At 65.6% G+C, this 18,446-nt stretch carries 12 protein-coding genes and 1 pseudogene; 3 read left to right on the top strand and 10 right to left on the bottom strand.

Annotated features, from left to right (window positions below; translation table 11 throughout):
• Positions 1 to 269 precede the first annotated feature (269 nt).
• Positions 270 to 1,106 (top strand): sulfurtransferase, encoded by an 837-nt coding sequence (locus LWC34_RS06410; RefSeq protein ID WP_233723602.1) that lies wholly within the window; start codon positions 270 to 272, stop codon positions 1,104 to 1,106.
• Between the two features lie 6 nt (positions 1,107 to 1,112).
• On the opposite strand, the gene LWC34_RS06405 is transcribed toward LWC34_RS06410, so the two are convergent.
• The 6 genes and pseudogenes from LWC34_RS06405 to LWC34_RS06380 form a co-directional block, all read right to left on the bottom strand.
• Entirely contained in the window at positions 1,113 to 1,490 is a 378-nt protein-coding gene (locus LWC34_RS06405) for a four-helix bundle copper-binding protein (protein ID WP_233723601.1), read from the bottom strand.
• Between the two features lie 90 nt (positions 1,491 to 1,580).
• The gene (locus LWC34_RS06400; protein WP_233723599.1) at positions 1,581 to 2,318 is read right to left on the bottom strand and encodes a GNAT family N-acetyltransferase; all 738 of its coding nucleotides are present in this window, start codon (positions 2,316 to 2,318) and stop codon (positions 1,581 to 1,583) included.
• Entirely contained in the window at positions 2,315 to 3,661 is a 1,347-nt protein-coding gene (locus LWC34_RS06395) for an NtaA/DmoA family FMN-dependent monooxygenase (protein WP_233723597.1), read from the bottom strand. Before LWC34_RS06395 ends, LWC34_RS06400 begins: the two co-directional genes overlap by 4 nt.
• Positions 3,658 to 4,785, bottom strand: a complete 1,128-nt coding sequence (locus tag LWC34_RS06390; RefSeq protein WP_233723595.1) for an LLM class flavin-dependent oxidoreductase — start codon at positions 4,783 to 4,785, stop codon at positions 3,658 to 3,660. The genes LWC34_RS06395 and LWC34_RS06390 overlap by 4 nt, the downstream gene beginning before the upstream one ends.
• A 20-nt stretch (positions 4,786 to 4,805) precedes the next feature.
• A complete protein-coding gene (locus LWC34_RS06385; RefSeq protein ID WP_233723593.1) occupies positions 4,806 to 6,686 on the bottom strand; it encodes an FAD/NAD(P)-binding protein in 1,881 nt (626 codons plus the stop codon).
• A gap of 82 nt (positions 6,687 to 6,768) precedes the next feature.
• Positions 6,769 to 6,984: pseudogene (locus tag LWC34_RS06380) on the bottom strand (dihydrofolate reductase family protein); the annotation flags it as partial.
• A 158-nt stretch (positions 6,985 to 7,142) separates the two neighbouring features.
• Here LWC34_RS06380 and LWC34_RS06375 point away from each other — a divergent pair.
• Positions 7,143 to 8,162 carry a DUF5937 family protein gene (locus LWC34_RS06375; RefSeq protein ID WP_233723591.1) on the top strand — a complete coding sequence of 340 codons (1,020 nt, stop codon included), beginning with the start codon at positions 7,143 to 7,145 and terminating at the stop codon, positions 8,160 to 8,162.
• Here LWC34_RS06375 and LWC34_RS06370 read toward each other — a convergent pair.
• From LWC34_RS06370 to LWC34_RS06355, 4 genes are all read right to left on the bottom strand, one after another.
• The gene (locus LWC34_RS06370) at positions 8,124 to 9,119 is read right to left on the bottom strand and encodes a medium chain dehydrogenase/reductase family protein (RefSeq protein ID WP_233723589.1); all 996 of its coding nucleotides are present in this window, start codon (positions 9,117 to 9,119) and stop codon (positions 8,124 to 8,126) included. The two genes, LWC34_RS06375 and LWC34_RS06370, sit on opposite strands and share 39 nt — an antisense overlap.
• A gap of 79 nt (positions 9,120 to 9,198) precedes the next feature.
• Positions 9,199 to 9,786, bottom strand: coding sequence for an SMI1/KNR4 family protein (locus tag LWC34_RS06365; RefSeq protein WP_233723587.1), 588 nt, complete (start codon positions 9,784 to 9,786; stop codon positions 9,199 to 9,201).
• Between the two features lie 18 nt (positions 9,787 to 9,804).
• Positions 9,805 to 14,058, bottom strand: a complete 4,254-nt coding sequence (locus tag LWC34_RS06360) for a DNA/RNA non-specific endonuclease (protein WP_233723586.1) — start codon at positions 14,056 to 14,058, stop codon at positions 9,805 to 9,807.
• A 67-nt stretch (positions 14,059 to 14,125) separates the two neighbouring features.
• Positions 14,126 to 15,022: a hypothetical protein gene (locus LWC34_RS06355; RefSeq protein ID WP_233723584.1), complete on the bottom strand. Its 897-nt coding sequence runs from the start codon at positions 15,020 to 15,022 to the stop codon at positions 14,126 to 14,128.
• Positions 15,023 to 15,390: 368 nt separating this feature from the next.
• Here LWC34_RS06355 and LWC34_RS06350 point away from each other — a divergent pair, with 368 nt between their 5' ends.
• Positions 15,391 to 18,429, top strand: coding sequence for an RICIN domain-containing protein (locus tag LWC34_RS06350; RefSeq protein WP_233723582.1), 3,039 nt, complete (start codon positions 15,391 to 15,393; stop codon positions 18,427 to 18,429).
• The last annotated feature ends 17 nt before the right edge of the window (positions 18,430 to 18,446 follow it).

The raw sequence follows: 18,446 nt of genomic DNA, 5'->3' as shown, positions 1-18,446 counted from the left end.
AAAGGATCTGGAGAGCACCGGTCATGACGGCCGCGTCCTCATCGTCGGCCTTGTGTGCCGGTTCGCGCGTCCTCATTCTGGCCGACATGTTCGGGACGGCATTCCGGCAGGGGCCGAGATTAGCGTCATGCCGGACATCACGGACAGCTGTCGCACGATGTGGTCACGACTTGACATCGCCGACAACCACCGCGACCCTGTCTCGCAGGCGGTGCGGCCTGTCCACAATGCACAATTGCGACATCGGTGATCATCCAGGAGTTCCGGACATGACCAGAGACCTGAACCGGCAGGCGGTGCTCGTCGACCCGGTCGAGCTGCACGACCTTGTCCAGAACGGCCAGGATCCACTGCTCCTTGACGTGCGATGGGCCCTCGGCGACCCGAACGGGCGCGATCACTACCTGGCCGGGCACATTCCCGGCGCGGTCTACGTCGACCTTGACACCGAGCTCGCGGCACCACCAGGGGGTACGGCCGGTCGCCATCCATTGCCGGACACCGCCGATCTGCAAACGGCTGCCCGCAGGTGGGGTGTCACGGCCCAGCGCCCCATCGTCGTGTACGACGACAACGGTGGAACAGCCGCCGCGAGGGCGTGGTGGCTGCTGCGCTGGGCCGGACACCCTGATGTCCGGATACTGGACGGCGCGTTGGGTGCGTGGCGAGCCAACGGGTTCCCGCTGTCCACAGGGGACGAAGTACCAGAACCTGGCGATGTTGTGCTCACCGCGGGCCATCTGCCGACCTTGACAGCCGACGACGCAGCCGCACTCCCGGACAAGGGCGTGCTGCTGGACGCACGTGCCGCCGAACGCTATCGCGGCGAGGTCGAACCCGTGGATCCACGGGCCGGGCACATCCCTGGCGCCCGGTCCGCCCCAACCACCGGCAACCTGCGCGACGGCGCTTTCCTTCCCACAGCTGAACTTGGTGAGAAGTTCGGCGATCTCCAAGGGTCCGATGTCGGTGTGTACTGCGGTTCCGGTGTGACGGCCGCGCACGAGATCGCGGCGCTTGCCGTCGTTGGGATCGACGCCGCGTTGTACCCGGGTTCGTGGTCGGCTTGGTCGTCGGATCCCGATCGGCCAGTTGCCGTCGACTGAGCGGCCCTACTGCATCATCATCTCCGGGGTCATCATGCGGCACATGTCAGCACACCGCATGAGCATGTCGGCGCACTCCATCAACTGAGGGTCGTTGGTCTGACGGCACATGTCCGCGCCCATCTGGCACATGTCGGCGCACATCATGGACATCCGTGAGCACATGTCGAGCATGGCCATGTCGGCCTTCATGCTCGTACAGCGCATCATCATGTCGGCGTTCATGCGACACATGTCCGCGCACGACATCATCATCATGCCCAAGCGCATCCCCTGGTCGCCGCCCATTTCCATACAGTGCGACATCATCTGCTCGCACATGTTGTGGCACTGGTTGCACAAGTCGATGCACTGCTGCATGTTGGCGCTCATCTGACGGGTCATCACAGCTCCTAGGCTCGGCAAACACTCGCCTAGCCAGGTCTACCTACCCATTCTGACCTGCGCAATCCCATTCACCGGGACGAGTTGCGGTCACGCTCCGTGCCCACTAGGGGCGACCTGTGGAGGTACGATGCGCGTTCCCCGGAACGGGTGAACGTCGGAGACACGGGTCAGCACGAACGACGTCCGGCGACGCAACCTGAACCCCAACGACTCGTACAGCCGGATCGCATTGGTGTTGTCCGCACCCGTGTGCAGGAATGGCTTGTCCCCTCGGGACTTGATCCCATCGGCCACCGCGAGCACAAGCCGGGCAGCCAATCCCTGGCCACGGAACGCCGGATCCGTGCACACAGCGCTGATCTCGGTCCAGCCGGGTGGCCGCATCCGCTCCCCTGCCATCGCGACAAGCGCGCCACCACGCCGGATACCAAGATAGGTACCCAGTTCTATCGTCCGTTTCCGGAACGGACCTGGCTTCGTTCGTTCGACCAGATCGAGCATCTCCGGCACGTCGGCAGGCCCTAGCAGGATCGCTTCTTCGTCGGGCTGCGTGACAACGCCGTCGTCGACCAGTTGCACGCCAGCGATTTCGTCAACCACTTCCCATCCTTGCGGCGGTTCGGTGAGGCTTCCAGTGAGGACGAATTGTCCACCAGGCCCGGCAATCTCCGCGATGTCCTGCCACACCGTGTCATCCGGATTGTCCGGTATGCCAGCGAACACCGCGACGTCCTCGGGATAACGCAGTATCAGCCCCTGCCGCACCGCGAAATGGGCATGCGGGCCGGTGAGCGATGCCCAAATAGGATTGTCAAGTGGATTCATCGGGCGGCACTCAGCCCGAGGTGCTCGCGCAACGTAGACCCCCTGTACTCGGTACGGAAAGCGCCGCGTTCCTGCAGTAGAGGTACCACGGTGTCAGCGAAGGCGTCCAGGCCGCCAGGGGTGATGTGCGGCACGAGAATGAAACCGTCGCTCGCGTCCGCCTGAACCAGATCGTCGATGGATTGCGCCACAGTCGATGGCGACCCGACGAACGTCTGACGCGCACTCACCTCGATCATCAGGTCGCGAATGGACAGTCCTTTCGCCACTGCCAGTTCCCGCCACTGCTTGGCAACCGCAAGAGGGTCACGGTTCATCCGCACGCTCGCCCGACCGCGGGCGATATGGTCCGCGCTGACCTGCGGGTCCACTTCGGGCAGCGGGCCGTCCGGGTCGTAGGAGGACAGATCCCGGTTCCACACTTGCTCAAGCAGTTTGATCGCGGTCTGCCCACTGACCTGCTGGCGGCGCACGATCGCAGCCTTCTCCCTTGCGTCCGCATCCGTGTCACCGAGTACGAATGTCGCCGCTGGCAACACCTTCAGCGACTCGGGGGTACGTCCGTAGCGCGCGAGCCTGCCTTTGACATCCGCGTAGAACGCCTGCCCCGCCTCAAGTGTGCCGTGCCGGGAGAAGATCGCATCGGCCGTGGCTGCGGCGAACTCCCTGCCCTCATCCGAGTCCCCAGCCTGGAAGATCACCGGGCGCCCCTGCGGGCTGCGTGGCACCGGGAAATGCCCGGTGATGTCGAAGTGATCGTCCTTGACCGTGAACTGTCCCGGGCGCGGGGTGGCCAAGAACTGGCCGGAAGCCTTGTCCGCCACGATTTCGTCACCACGCCACGAGTCGAACAGCGTCCACGCCGCACGCATGAACCGCTCGGCCCGCGCGTAACGGTCCGCTTCAGCCAGGAAACCCCCGCGCCGGAAGTTCTCGCCAGTGAACGCATCCCAAGACGTGACCACGTTCCATGCCGCACGCCCGGCGGACAAGTGGTCAAGGGTGGCGAACTGGCGGGCGACCTCGAACGGCTCGTTGAATGTCGAGTTGATCGTGCCCGCGAGGCCAAGCCGCTCAGTGACGCCGGACAGGGCCGCCAAGACGGCGAACGTGTCCGGGCGGCCGACCACGTCAAGGTCATAGATCTGCCCGCCCTGTTCGCGCAGCCGCAATCCCTCGGCAAGGAAAAGGAAGTCGAACTTGGCCCGTTCGGCGGTCTGCGCGAAGTGCCGGAACGACTCGAACTCGATGTGGCTGCCTGCCTCGGGATCACTCCACACGGTCGTGTTGTTCACGCCAGGGAAGTGCGCGGCGAGATGGATTTCCTTGCGCGGCTTGCTCATCGGGCCACTCCTGCGTAACGGTTGACCGGGCGCGCGAGACCAAGCCGGGCTCGAAGGGTTTCTTCGCGGTAGCCGCGGCGGAACGCTCCCCTTGCCTGTAGCTGTGGCACGAGCCCGCGGGTGATCGCGACCAGATCGTGTGGCAGCGCACCAGGACGCAGCCGGACTCCATTCAGGCCTGCAGAATGCAGTTCTAGTACGAGATCGGCCAGATCTTCAGTCGTACCAGCGAACACCGCGGCATCGGAGGTGAACTCGCCGCCATCGCGTTCGTTGAGCCGCTTTACCCGGTCCGCGGCCTTCGCAGTGGTCTCATCGAGGAACACCACCAGGTCACCGAATACGCGCAAAGTCTCTGACTCTCCGTGCACCTCGGCCAAGATTTCCTTGGCATGAGCCGGATCGCGCGGGGTAACCACAACAACGTCGGCAGATCGGGCGGCGAACTGATAGACGGGTGTCGTGTGGGCGAGCGCCACCACCAGAGGCTGCCCCTGCGGCGGGCGTGGCGTGATCGACGGGCCCTTGACGCTGAACCAGCGCCCCTCGAAGTCGATGTAGTGCAGCCGGTCGCGGTCGACGAACCGACCGGTTGGCGCGTCACGGATCTCCGCGTCGTCATCCCAGCTGTCCCACAACCGGCGCACCACTTCCACGTGGTCGGCCGCCTCGGCAAGCAAATCAGGCAGCTCACCGGTTTCACGCCTGCCCACGTGAGCGAACTCGTCGGGCCGGGCCGAGATCCTGACCTGGTATCCGGCGCGACCGCTGCTGGCGTAGTCGAGGGTGGCGATGGCCTTGGAAATGTGGAACGGCTCGGTGTGCGTCGCGATCACGACTGGGATCAGACCGATCCCGCTTGTCCGTGGCGCCACCGCAGCGGCGATCAACGTGGCGTCCAGCCTGCCGTAGACCCGGTCGAGCCGATCGTCTACTGAGGACCGCGCGCTGAACGAGTCCTCGATCGTGACGAAGTCGAGCAACCCGCTTTCGGCCTCACGGACAAGGTCCGCCCAGTACCCTGCGGTGAACAGCTCCGCAGGCCGTGCGTCCGGCTCCCGCCACGCCGCCGGGTGCCAGCCCGCGCCGTCGAGCGCCACACCGAGATGCGTCTCGATTTCCACCAGCAGCCTCCTTTCCAGGCTTATTTGAAATCCGACAAGATCGCGCGGGCCACCGCGTCGTTCTGACGGAACCCGACCGCATTGGTCTGCGGCCGGGTGAACGCGCCAGGCGAGCGGATGCTGGTGTGCGGGCCGAACGCGTACCGCCGCGCGTGCGACCTGCCGTCCGCATCCACCAGTCCGCCAAGCACAGTGGTCGTGATTCGCCCGGTCGTGTGCTCCTGCACGCCTTCCCGCAGAATCTCCTCGACCAGTTCGCCGCGTTCGTACAACGTTCTGATGAGCGGATCCGTTGCCCGTCGCACGCTCGGTTTCGGCAATCGCGCCTCCACAAGCGTTGTGGCAACAATCTCGCCCGGCACGCTCGGGCTGCCAGCGACGAACTTGCCGTCATCGGCACGTACCCACATATCCGGACCGACCAGCCGAACCACGCCTGCCTCGATCAGCGCGAGCAGTTCCCGCAGCCGGTGCCCGGGCGGACCGCTGGCGAAGTAGCTGAAGAACCCGAACCACCACCCGTCCACCGCGCCAACCTGGGACTCCGGGGTCAGTTTGGCCGCGGTGACCAGGTGGGCGATCTGGCCGAACACCGAAAGCAGAGCCAAAAACGCGCCAAGGTCGGCGCTGAACTCCGAATCCTCGCGACGTGCCAGGTCCGCCTCGATGTAGCGGCTCACATGGTGGGTGAGAGCCGTCCGGTCGATGAACCGCAGGCCATTCAGGGGGCGGTCCAACGCCGCGAAATCGAGCCGATCCTCCGCCCCAGGCACGGCTTTCTCGATAAGAGACGCCATTTCTTCGCTGTCCCAGTCGAGTTCGGCGTACCGGTCGGCGAACTCGGCCAGCTCAAGACGAACCCGGTCCGGGTGGGCGGCGAACAGCTCGTGGTAGTAACCCCAGCCGATTTCCTTTGCCATCAACGGCCACAGGTCTCGGCGCAAGCCCAGCCGCTCCGGGCGAGCAAGCAGGTCAGCGACCTCGGGCGGCCCGAAGAACTTCGGCAACGGCGCCGGATTGCCCTGCAATGGGTACGCGGGCTTGGCGTGATACGGCACTCCGCGCCGGGAACCCACGTACAGCAGCGGTTCCGCCCCGGACGGGTGGTAGACAAGCGAATCGCCAGGCCCCGGAGTGAAACGGCCACCACGGCCTTCGGTCAGCAACACCTGAAGGTCCACAAAGGCCAAACCGAAACCCCTGAGCAGCACCGACTCCCCCGCGGCCACGCCAGACAGGTCGAGGTCAGCGGTGTACGCGGGAGGCACGTACCGAAGCCCGTGCCTCGCCGCATGATCGGCCAGTTCGGCCTCTTCAGGCGACGGATCCGCGTCGAGGTGGCCGACTGTCATGACGACCACATCGGCCAACACCGGCTCGGACCGCCCGGACAACCACACCGACTGGATGTCGTCCGCGGGCCCGGTGATGTCGACCACGGTGGCCTCGTGCACCCGCACATCGACCGAATCCGGCAGACTGTCGAGGACCCATGCGTAAAACCAGTCCAAATAGGCGCTTTGCAACCGTCGAGTCGGAAACGTCGTGGCCGTGACCGACCGCAATTCCTCCAGCAGCTCCGGGTTCACGTCCGCCGCCAACTCGCCGGCACGGACCCCCACCACCCACTCCGCGAGCGTCGGGCCGGGCCGGATCGGCCCGGCACACTGCACGGTGTCGTCGGTGAACATCGTGACGTCCGCGGGCATCGAGTTCATCCGCAGCAACGGCGACTGCTTGAACCGCCACACCCGCCCTGGTCCCGGTGGGAACGGGTCGATCAGGTGCACGACCAAGCGGCCACCGTACAACTCCGGCACGTTGGCCGCGATCCGTTCGAGCAAACCGATTCCACGCGGCCCAGCGCCGACGATGGCGATTGCCTTTGCTGTCGACCCCACTTCCGCCCCCTCGGCACGATGAACGTTTTTGACGTTACGTACTCAGGGGGCAAGGGTGTAGCGCGTCCACCAGGTGGACACCTCACCGGACGACGTCGAAAACCTGCTTCTGGATCCCGTTGGCGTAGACCTCGTGCTCGGTGAGCTTCAGTGTGGTCGCGGGCAGGTCGGCATCGCTGAACAGCGGCTTGCCCTTGCCGAGCAAGACAGGGAAGACCAGCAGGTAGTAGCGGTCGATCAGACCGGCCTCCTGCAGCGCCCGGTTCAGCGTCGCGCTGCCCATCGGCCCGTGGTTGGTGAGGCCGTGGTTGCCCTCCTCGTCGCCACCGAACTCCGGGCCAGCACCATGAAGCCGCTCGTACGCGGTCAGCAGGTCGTCCACTGTGCTCATGGGTGTACACGCTGCCCGGCCTTGGACACTTCGACCAGGATTAGGCTCAGAACTAAACTAACGCCATGATCGAGCTGGAGTTCACCGCGGAGGACTACCGGCTGATCAGGTTCGCGACCTCGCCAATCGCCGAGGCCGTGAAGAGCTTGCGGGTGCTGAGCGCGGGCCGTAGAGGCGGACTGCACGGCCGGTGGCTCGCTTGGCTCGCCGATACCGACCTGACCGAAGTTGACCTGGAGTTGCTCACCGCCCTGGTGCGGCCCCAGGGCTACCTGCCTGATTTCCTCGGCCCGCTTTCATCCGGCGGCTTTGAGGACGGGCTCGCCGAGATCGCGGCGACTCCGCTCGATGTCGTCCGGTACGAACTCCGCCACCTCGCCACGCACGATGTCGCTCAGCAGGGCCCGGGTCGCTCGCAGCGCGAGGCCCTTCTCCTAGGGCTCGCCAACGACCCTGAGCAGGCCTTGGGCACGATCGTCAGCCAGCTCGAGCGCTACTGGGACGTCGCGATCGCACCGCACTGGCCGCGGTTGAACGCGCTGCTCCAGGCCGATCTCGCCCACCGGCTCGACGAACTGGCCACCGGCGGGGTCGACCTGCTGTTCCGGTCGCTGCATCCGTCGGTCGCCTTCCGCGGCGACCTGCTGACGATCGTGAAGTACTTCGAGGGCAGGTTGCAGTTGCGTGGTCGCGGGCTGCTGCTCGTGCCGTGCGCGTTCGCGTGGCCAGATGTCCTGGTCAGCACGGCGGATCCGATGCCGAGCCTCACCTATCCGCCCCGCGGCCTCGGCACCCTCTGGGAAACGAGCCGGTCCGCCGACCCACCGCTGGCCGCGGTTGTCGGCAGCGCCCGTGCCACCATCCTCGCCCTGCTTGACCTGCCGATGTCCACGACCCAGCTCGCCGCACAGCTCGGTTCGGCACCGCCGACGGTGAACGTCCACCTCAAGGCGCTGGCCAAGGCAGGCATTGTCACCGCGCGGCGGGACGGGCGGATGGTGCTTTACCGCCGTACGCCGCTCGGAGACCAGCTGGTCGCCGCCAGTTCAGGGAATGACGACAACCTTCCCGGCGGCGGTTCCTGACTCGGCGTAGGTCATGGCCGCGGAAATCTGTGACAGCGGGAAGACCTGGGCGATGCGGGCGGTGATCACGCCAGCCGCGAGCTGGTTGAACACGGCTTCCAGGTCTGCCTTGAGCTGTGCGGGGTTGCGCTTGCGGCCCGCCCAGATGTTGAAGAACGTCGCCGTCCGGCCGTTGGGCAATGCCTTCCATGCCAGGAGCCTGCCGATCAGCGCCAGAACCGGCAGCTTCGCGTTGCCTGCCTGGTCGCGGGTCGCCGCGGTGCCGTAGGACACCAGCGCGCCGCCACGGCCGAGCATCGCCCACGACCTCTTGATGCCAGGCCCGCCGACGTGGTCGAACACCGCTTTCACGCCGTCCGGGGCGAGTTCCCGGATCTCGGCGGCGACGTCACCCGTGCGGTCGATCGCGATCGCGCCCAGGTCCCGCACGTAAGCCATGTGCCGCTGGGACACCACGCCCACAACGCGGGCTCCGAGGTGCCGGGCCAGCCGCACAAGCAGCGAACCGACCCCGCCGTTGGCGCCAAGGACCACGACCGTGTCGCCACGACCGACCTTTGCGAAGTCCAACATCCGCCGGGCCGTCACACCGTTGACAATCACCGCTTCAACGTCCTGCGCGGTGAGGCCGTCAGGCACCGGGACAAGATCCGCGGCCTCCGCCACGATCCGGTCAGCCCAGCCGCCGGTCTTGGACAACGCGGCCACCCGCTGCCCGACCTTGAGCCCGCTGTCCCCTGAGCTCTCGATCACGCCGACGAAGTCGTAGCCCGGGACGAACGGGAATGGCGGCTGGTCGTAGTACTTGCCCCTGCGCATCTGCTGCTCGGCGAAGGACACACCGGTCGCCTCCATCCGGACAAGCGCTTGCCCTGGCTTGAGGTCCGGGACTTCGCGGGTCCGCAGCCGCAGGCCGTCCGGCTCGACCACTCCTGGCAGCTCGACTTCGGTGATCATGGGGTCCTCCTCGGCATCCGTTCGCTGACAGAACTCACGATGCCGTGGCCGACGCCGTGCCCGCGTCGGCAAGAACTACCTAGATCTCGCCACCTACTCCGAAGGGTTCGAAGGAACGATCGGTGATCTCCCAGCGCAAGATGTTGCTTTCGTCCTGGCTCGTCACGAGTTCCAGCAGGACCTCGGTCATCGACTGGTCGGTCGTCGTCCAGTCGTCGGGACTGTCCCTGCTTTGATAGACCACAGGCCACTCGTCGGGATCGGATGTCCGCGGCAGCCAGAAAAATGAGCCGCCCGCGACGTCGGAGGCGAACGGAATCACCCCGCCTGGCTCGGGAAAAGCCTCGTAGAGCTCGAATTCCTCCCGCGACAACCGCACGACTTCCAGCATCCGGTTGAACTCGCGGACGAATCTCGAGAGATGATCATCGCTCTGGACTGGGTTGTAGATCGCGACGGAGTCACTGAGCAGCCCCGACGGGAACCGGCTCATGAACTGCTTGTAGTCAACGGGAAACGCGGTTTCCAGCCGACGCTCGACGGTGTCCCAGTCCAGCTCGGGAGACACCGAACCAGCCCAGCCCGCGGCTGCCGCGATGCGATCGATGACGGAGTTCATCCGGCCTTCCTCGAAAAGATCACGTCGTGCCGACAGTATCGTCGGCACGACGTGAGGTCATCAGACTTACTTACATACCGGTATTGGTGGATTGGCGTTGTTCTCCGCGACGGCGATACAACGGTCGTGTGTCAGCATCGACCAGGCATAGAAGTAGATCCTCTTCGGTACCGCGTCACCTGGTTTCTCGTAGTATGGCAGTACCGCCATGTACACCCTTTTCTCCGGGATGTCTTTGTGAAGCCACTGCCGGATCTTTCCTTCGATCTCGTGGTTGATCAGGGGCGTGTTCACGTCTTTGTACTGCGGCACGATGTTCTGCACAGCCATCGAACCGTGCAGAACCGCCCCGAGGAGGTGCCCCTTGTGATGAATGCTCGGATCAAGGCCTACAGGTGTGGCTGGCTTTCCCACACGAGGCGACTTCTCGAGCATGCAGGCCACGCCGCCACTTGCCCGCTTCTCGCGACCCGTTGTATAGGTGAAGTCCTGCATGATGGTGTTGAACGACCATGACTTCGCAACATCGTCCGAGCAGCTCTTGTCCCTTCGCTGGTCCTCATCTGACAGCTTGGGGAAGAGCGGGTCGTCCAGAGATCGGGGGAACGGGAACGGATTGATTCGTGTGTCTCCCGGTATCGGCGACTTGGTTGGGTCCCACGGGTCATCGTTGTCCACGTCGCAGCTCGGGCCTAGGCTCTTGAAACCGCCGCCCCGCTTGCACTTCTTGATCCAGCGCTGGACGTAATCCCTGATCTTCTTGGCCGCCTTGCGGCCAAGCGTCACGACGTCCTTGAACGTACGCAGACCCTTGACGATCTTGACGGCCGCCGAGACCGCGTCAGGGATCTTTCGCAGGACGGTGACCAGCCTGCCGATCGGAATCGCGTTGAGCACGGTCATCACGCAGGCGATGAAGTCGCCTTCCATGAAGCAGCGCTTGGCATCGTTGTAGCCGATCAGATCGAGCAGGATCTCCCCACCCTCGTCGCGGATGAACGTCAGCAGGTCCCTGTTGGCGTTCTTCTGCGCCTGGGTGAACTCGTCGATCCCCTGCTGCCCCTTTGCTTCCCTGAGAGCTTGTGTCTCTTCCGCGGTCAGGTCGGGGATGTCGGAGTCGTCGGTGATGACTTCCTCGATCTGCTGCCGATTGCGCTCCTCGGCCTCTCGCCGCAGCTGCTCCATCAGCTGGGCGAGCTGCTCCTCGACCTGCTTGGCACTCGCCGCGGTGTTTTCGGCTGCCTTCTCGGCTTCTCTCGCGTAGTCCTCGGCGTTCTTCGCCGATTCCTCAGCCGCCAAGGCGTGTTCGTTCGCCCGGTCCGCGGCTTTACGTGCTTCGTCGGCGTCGAGCTGTGCCTGGACGGCAGCCACTCTCGCCGCCTCGGCATCACGGGTGGCACGCGTTGCTGCCTCGCTGGCTTCGTTCGCCGCACGAGTCGCGTTGTTCGCTGCCTGACGTGCCGCACGAGCGTCGGCCTCGGCCTGGTCTGCGGCACGACCGGCGAGTGCCGCGTCCGCCGCTGCCTGGTTGGCTGCGGCACGAGCGGCCTGGGCGTCAGCTTGCGCCTGCGCGTCGACGGCGTTTGCCTCCGCTGCCGCCGCCCGCGCCGCCGCCCCGTCCACAGCCGCCTCCGAGGCTGAGGCTTGCGCCGCGGCAGCGGAATTCGCCGCGGCCTTCGCGTAGTCCGCAGCCTCCGACGCGGCGTGATAAGCCGGGGCTATCTCGCCCTGCGCGTTGCGTGCCGCCTCAGCCGCTCGCGCGGCCTGGTCGTTCGCGTTCGCCGCGGCCCGGAGCGCCGCCTGCACCTGCGAATCACCGATGTCACGAGCCCGCGCGGCCACGATCGCGGCGAAGTCAGCGTCCACATCGGTCTGAGTGAACGGACTCGTCAGGTCGATCGCGGTGCTCGCCGGGTTGGCGATGGCCGACGACGATCGCGTCGCCGCGGCAGCCGCCCGGGTCGCGACACCCGCTTGGGTGGCCGCTGTGGCCGCTTCGATGGCCGAAGCGTTGGCCTCGTCCTGCGTCCGATGGGCGGCGTCGAGTGCCATGACCGATTCCCGCGCGGCTTGGTTCGCCAGTTCAACGGCTTTGCGCGCGTGTTCGGCCGCACGTGCCTCCTCCGCAGTGGCTTCCTCGGCCGAGGCATTGGCCCTGATCGTTTCCGCGTGAACCGCCGCAGCCTCTCGCTCGGCCTCGTTGGCCGCTTGATTCGACCGTGCCGCAGCAACTTGCGCCTCGTTGGCCGCCGCCCGTGACTTCTCCGCAGCGGCTTCAGCCTCGTTTGCTGCCGCCCTTGCCGCAGAGGCAGCCGCCTGCGCGCGATCCGCCGCCGCACGGGCGCGTCCCGCCGCGGCATCGGCGTCGATGTAGGCCCCCCGTGCCCGCTCGGCAGCCAAACCGGCATCGTTGGCAGCACTTCGCGCGTTGTTGGCAGCTGTGCGCGCGTTGATGGCGTCAGTTCTGGCTTGTTGTGCCGCTGCGCGCGCCGCGTCCTTGTCCTGCTGTGAGGCCTCGGCCATTCCGGCGACCCGCTGTGCGAAGTCTTCCAGCGCCTTGGCCTTCTTCTCCGCGGTGTCCGCCGAGCGGTTGGCTTCCTCGGCCTTTGCCCGCAAGTCATCAGCCTGTGCCGACCGGTCCTGGGCGCGGCGCATGGCGTCAAGCGCGATCTTCTCCTGATTACGGGCACCAGCCGCGGCATCCGCGGCCTGCTGCTCGTGCATCTGGGCATCCTGGCGCTTCTGCGCGGCAATACGTTGCTGTGCCTCGGCTTCCTGACGCTTGGTGGCCGCGACACCGGCTTCCCGCTGCGCGATCGCCCGTTGTGCCGCCGCTTCCCGCTGCTTGTCCTCGGCTTCGAGGCGCTTGCGCGCGGCCTCGTCACGCCACCGCTGGGCCTCGTCACGCTTCTGCGCGGCGATGTTCCGCTCATTCTCAGCGGTCGTCCTGGCCTGCTTCACCTTCTCCGCGTGCACTCGTGCCCGGGCCAGTGCGTCTTCGGCGTCTTTACGCGCTTGCTTGGTGCGTGCGGCCGCGTCTGCCGCGGCGTTCGCCTGTTCCTGCGCCGCCGTGGCGAGGTTCTTGGCCGATTCCCGGTGGGATTGGGCGGTTTCCCGCCACCGCCTGGCGTTTTCCTCGTGTGCTTTGGCTCGGTCGGCGGCATTCGTGGCCGCTGCTTCCGCGGTGATCGCGTCCACCGCGTGCACGGCGGTCTGGGTGGCGTGCTTGGCGGCTTCCGCGGAAGCTGCCATGCCCTGCACGATCCTTGCCCACTGGGTGCCGTGCGGCATCTGGTTCTCTACCAGGATGTTCGCCTGCGTGCTTGCTATTCCCGCAGCCCGCTGGGCTTCCTGGGCGTCGGTCATCGCGTAGCCGAGTTGGCGCGCGACATCGTCCTTGGCCCGCCGGTACAGCTCCGCGTGATACGTGCCGCCTGCCAGGTCCGAGGCAAGGAGTCTGGCTGCCTCACGGGAGATGTTCGCCGCCGCCGTCATGTCATTGGCGGTGCGTGCCAAGGCTTTTACGCCATCGGCGTGCGCGGTCATGATGGCCTGACGTGCCCGCATCGCCCGCACCGTCCGCTGGGCCAGGTCCGAAGCAGCCTCGGCTTCTTTACGCAGCCGTTCCAACTCGGCGAGGTCCCGCTCACGTTGCTCGGCGTCGCGCTGTGCGGCAGCCAGGTAGCCGGTGCGCAAGAACTCCTCGATCGCGGCGTCCCCTTGTGCCAGCGCGATTTTCGCCGCCTTGGACACCTCAGGGCCGCCGTGGTTCGCGGCCATCTGCACGTGCCCGCGCCTACGTTCCCTGAGTGCCCTGTCGTAGGCGCCGTTTCGCCGGTCCTCTTCGATGGCGATGTCACGGGCGAACGCCAGGAATTCCACGCGAGCACGGGGATCGCCGCGCAGCGCACGGTCGACAGCCGCATTGAACGCGGGTCCACCCGTGCCTGCCAGGGGCTCGATCTGCGCCTTGTTCGCCGCGTCGGCGTCCTTCTTGCGCTGCTCCGCCTGCGCGACCGCTTGCGGGCGATCACGGTCGAAGAAGACCTGCACCGCGCCCCAGTCGCCTGCCTCGATCTTGCGCAGCGTGGCCCGTGCGGCGGTACGGACCTCTTCCTCTTCGCGGTCGTCCCCGGCGATGTCGGCGATCAGGTCCCGTTCGAGCTGCCTGATCAGCTGCTCCTGGTTGGGATCCGGGTCCGTCTGCACCTGCGGCTGTTGCGCGGGCACCGGCGCCGCTGTCGCGTTCCCGCCGATGATTCCCGCGAACAACGCGACAACCACGGCGAGAACAATCGGTCTTCTAGGTAATTTTTTCATGCCGAAGAAACCCTGCTCTCCAAGCCGAAAGAGGGATGAACTATTTCAGGAACTACTGAAAAGACAGTTACGCGGAAGTGGTCATTCGGATATAGCCGTCGTGCGCATCGTTTTCAACACCGATAAAGTACTGATTCTCACTACCCGCGAGCGTGCCCTCCGCGGTCCAGGTTCCGCGATTCTTGTCGGCCGTTGTCGCGATCGCGGCCCAGACCGGATCGGAATTCTGCTGGGCTCGCTCGACAATCGTGCGCCAGTACTGCGCCTGCTCGGCACACGCACGAGCCTCGTCCTCCCACGCCTGGCGCGCGGCGTCGGCCTTCTCCTTTGTCGTCGCCCAGGCACGGGCGGCGACCGCACGGGCCAGCTCGGCCGCGGCACCGCTGGTCTGCAGTGCCTCATGCTCGGCTTCGTTGGCGTCCACGATCAGCTGCTGGATCACCGCATGGAACTCGGCCCCGGCCTCGATCGTGCGCATCCGGTGGATGTCGAGGTCCAACCCGGCCGCGGCCATCCACTCCGAGGCGAAGAACGCGCGCAGGTCGGCCTCCACGCCACCGTGGCGCATCGCGTGCTGGGCGGCGAGCCGCACCTGCTCGCCGGGATCCAGCTGGGCCAGCAGCCGCACGAAATCCCGATCCGCTTCGAGGATCTGCTGTTTGTGCTGCTCATCGGCCTCGCGAGCGGCGTCGTCCAGCGCCTTGGCCTCCGCGAAACCGAAGCGGGCGAAGTGTTCCCGGTCCGCGGGCTTGCCCTTCACGGCCTCCTGCGCTTTGGCGTGCACCAGGGGCGAGAACTGCGGGCTGTAGTTCTTCACGACCCGCTGGGCGAAGTCCATGTACCTCGCGTCGTTGCGCTCGGACAGCTGCTTGGCCTCGCGCAGCCCGGTCGTGACGAACCGGCGCAGCGCCGCCTCACCATCCGCCGACCGGATCGCCTGCCACGCCGCCGCCTTCACGATCATCTGCGAGTGGTACAGCGCGTTCCACCGGACAATGCCGAAAAGGGGCGAATCTTCGATACTCGAAACGCTGGTTATTTCAACTTCGGTTAGCCCGTTTGCCGCAGCGGCATTACTTCCAACGCCACTGATCAATACCGCCACAAGAAGGGCGTTGACAGACGTGCGTATTTTCATCCCCAGCCCCCGGAACTAAGTGCACAGCGAAACTCGGGCGACTATGGCACAGACAAGAGGCGCTCGTAAAGCACTGGGATGACACATTCAGTTCAGACAGAAAAGCTTTGACTAGCGCGTATGCAGACCGAACACTTCTGCTCGCGCGTTCATCCAAGGGGAGGATGTCCTTGAACAGATCAAGAGGTTCCACCATGAGCAGGGGAGCCTTCAGAAGACTCATCGTCGGCACCGCGATCGTCGTGGCCGCCGGCGTCACTGTGCCTGAGGTGGCCGTCGCGGCACCACCGCAGGCGGCCTCGGCCGCTGCCGAGGTCCCGTCAACCATGGCCCAGCGGGGCGAAGCCGCGGCACTCGTCGACGTCACACCGGACGACACCTGGCTTGCCCAAAGCGAACGCGGGTTCGTGTCCAAGATCTACTACCGGGCCGACGAACTCGACAAGAACCGCCCGCTCGAACCGTTGCACCAGAAGCTTCGTGAGGCGGCCATCGCCGCGCTCGCCGCCGACGGCGAGGACGAGAGCAGCCGGTTCATCAAGACCAAGATCTTCGCGGCGGACACCGAAGACAAGCGGATCATCGGCGAGCGCATCGAGCGCCGCCGGGAAGAGAACACGGTCAAGTCAACGGCCTTGGGGCTGGTCGAGCTTCCGGTCAGCGAAACCATCCTGGCGAAGTCGGTGTACGAGTTCATCGTCTACATCGACCTGAACGCCAACGCCCACAACAACATCGCCGTCCTGGCAGCCGCGAGGGCCGCCTTGCAGGGCAACACCGAGGCGCAGTGGGCCTTCCTCAGGACCGGGATCCATGAGGAGCACAAGAAGGACGTCGCCCGGCTGATCCAGGAGCGGACGGACAAAACGGAAGCGGAGAAGGAGCAGCTGCGCAAGGAAGCGGCCCGGCTCTTCGTCGCCCAGTTCGCGATCGACGTCACTCCCGCCGAAGAAGTGCGAATGAGCACGATGGCAGACCTGAACTTCGTGATCAAGGTATGGGAGCACTCACCCGACAAGCAGAGCCAGGTCGCCATTGCCGCCGAGGCCGCCTTCACCAGCGGCGACGCGGCGAAGTACGCGGCCTTCATCGACACAGGTGCGAGCGCGGCACGTATCCGCGACATCGACAACCTTCGGCGCAAGCAGGACGAAGAGCGGACTCGTCAGATCTTCGAGTTGCGCACAAGGGCGGCCAACAGCCTGATGTACCTTGAACTGGTCAAGGCCGCTGACGCCGCGCTCGCCGGTACTCCCGACGACCGCAGGGAGTTCCTGGCCACCGGGCAGCACCAGCACCGGACCCAGTCACTGCGCATCGACGCGTACAACGGCCTTGATTCCTATGTGGCCGACCACAATGGATCGTTGGTGATTGTCCCGTGGCGCAAGGACATCACGCCGGATCAGCTGAAGCAGCAGCAGTGGAAGATCGAGCCGGGCCTGAGCAACCCCGAGTGCTTCTCGTTCCAGTCGGTCAGCCGCCCGCTCAACTACCTGCGCCGCGGCGCAAGCCCGAGCCCTTCGGCACAGAACCAGGCGCGGATCCCGGTCAAGTACAGCGTGTCCGGCCACGTCGCCCCGACTGACGGCACCGACGAGTTCAAGGCAGACGCGACCTGGTGCGTGCGGGGCAACGCGGAGGCACAAATCGTCCGCCCGGTGCGCGACATGTCGAGGTACCTCACCGTGAACGGTGCGATCAACGACGGCTGGGCCGACGTACCGGCCAGGTGGCACGCCGAACCTCCGACGCCGGTGATGCCAATCGACCGTCGTTACAACGCGGAGAAGAACCTGCGTGACAGCCTTGGCAAGCCGACCGGCGACGCGGTACTCGACACGAACTACCTCGGCTACAAGCCGTACGAGAAGGGCCGGCTGTACCTGACGTCGGACCTCGTCAAGGTCGACGACACGGACTACCAGCGCGTCACCGTCCATGTTGTCTACAATGGACCAGTCTTGGACAAGCTGCTTTCCATGGGCGGCCCGAACGCCATCGGCGGCGAGATGATCGACCAGGCGCCGACAAGGGATGGCAGAGGCCAGGTCTTGCGGTTCGCCAGACCTCGTGCAGGCGGGCAGAACCTCTACATCGTCTGGAGTGCGGCGACCGGTGCGCACATCGTCTTCGGCGGCATCGGTGAAGCGTGGGCGGCGTCCGGCGGCGAGATCGGCCCGCACGGCTACCCGGTCACCGACGAGACCCAGCTCGATTCCAGCGGAAACCGCTACAGTCGATTCACCACCGGCACGATCTACTACCGGCCCAACATCGGCATCATCGAGATCAAGGGCACGATCCACGCCAAGTTCGCCGCGATGGGCTTCGAGGCGACGTCCGGCTACCCCATCGAATCGGAGCGACCCTTCGGTAACGAGAACGGCCGCAGGCAGTACTTCAGCAGAGCTTCGTTCTACATCACACCGCGCAACGGCACGGTTGGGCTGGCAGGCGAATGGGACGCGAAGCACGGCGAGTCCAACTTCGAGGCCGGACCGCTCGGCTACCCGCTTTCCGACGTGCAGAACAGCGTCAACGGCGGCCAGTTCGTCCTGTTCTCCGGCAACAACGGCGGAATCTACAAGCATCCCAGCATCGGCCTGCGTGCCGTGTACGGCGCCATCGGTGCCAAGTACCGGTCGATGGGCGCGGAGCGATCATTCCTCGGCTACCCGAACACCGAGGAAACCGCACTGCCCAGGGGAACCCGCAGCACGTTCCAAAATGGACGGATCGACACCAGCAACGACGGCGGCACCACCGTGGCCTACCAAGTCACCTCGGTCCCGCACCGTGCTGTGCAGATCAAGGGTGTCCACTCAGGACGATGCATCCAGACCGCGGGCCTGATCGGTGGGGACGCGTTGAAGGACCTCGCGGCCATGGAACTGTGGCAGTGCGTCGGTGGCGAGAAGCAGATCTGGGACGTGGTCAGCGTCGGCAACAACGTCTACGGCTTGAAGAACCGCCACTCGGGCAAGTGCTTGGATCTGCGCGCCGGTGATCTGAACAACGGCAACCAGATCATCCAGTACGAGTGCCACCTCGGGGCGACACAGCAGTGGGAATTCACCACTGCTGCCGACGGCACGCTGGCCCTTCGCAGCGTGCTTTCGGGCAAGACGGTCGAGGCCCTCAACGCAGGCGACCAGAACGCCACCCTGGTCACCCAGGTGGCCGACAGCGGCCAGGCACACCAGCGCTGGACGTTCATCCCGATGGGCTGATAGTCCCTTTTAGACGA

This window comes from Kibdelosporangium philippinense (assembly GCF_021390435.2).
Taxonomy (GTDB): Bacteria; Actinomycetota; Actinomycetes; order Mycobacteriales; family Pseudonocardiaceae; genus Kibdelosporangium; species Kibdelosporangium philippinense.
The sequence above is the reverse complement of the archived record's forward strand: the minus strand, read 5'-3'. Positions and strand labels throughout refer to the sequence as shown.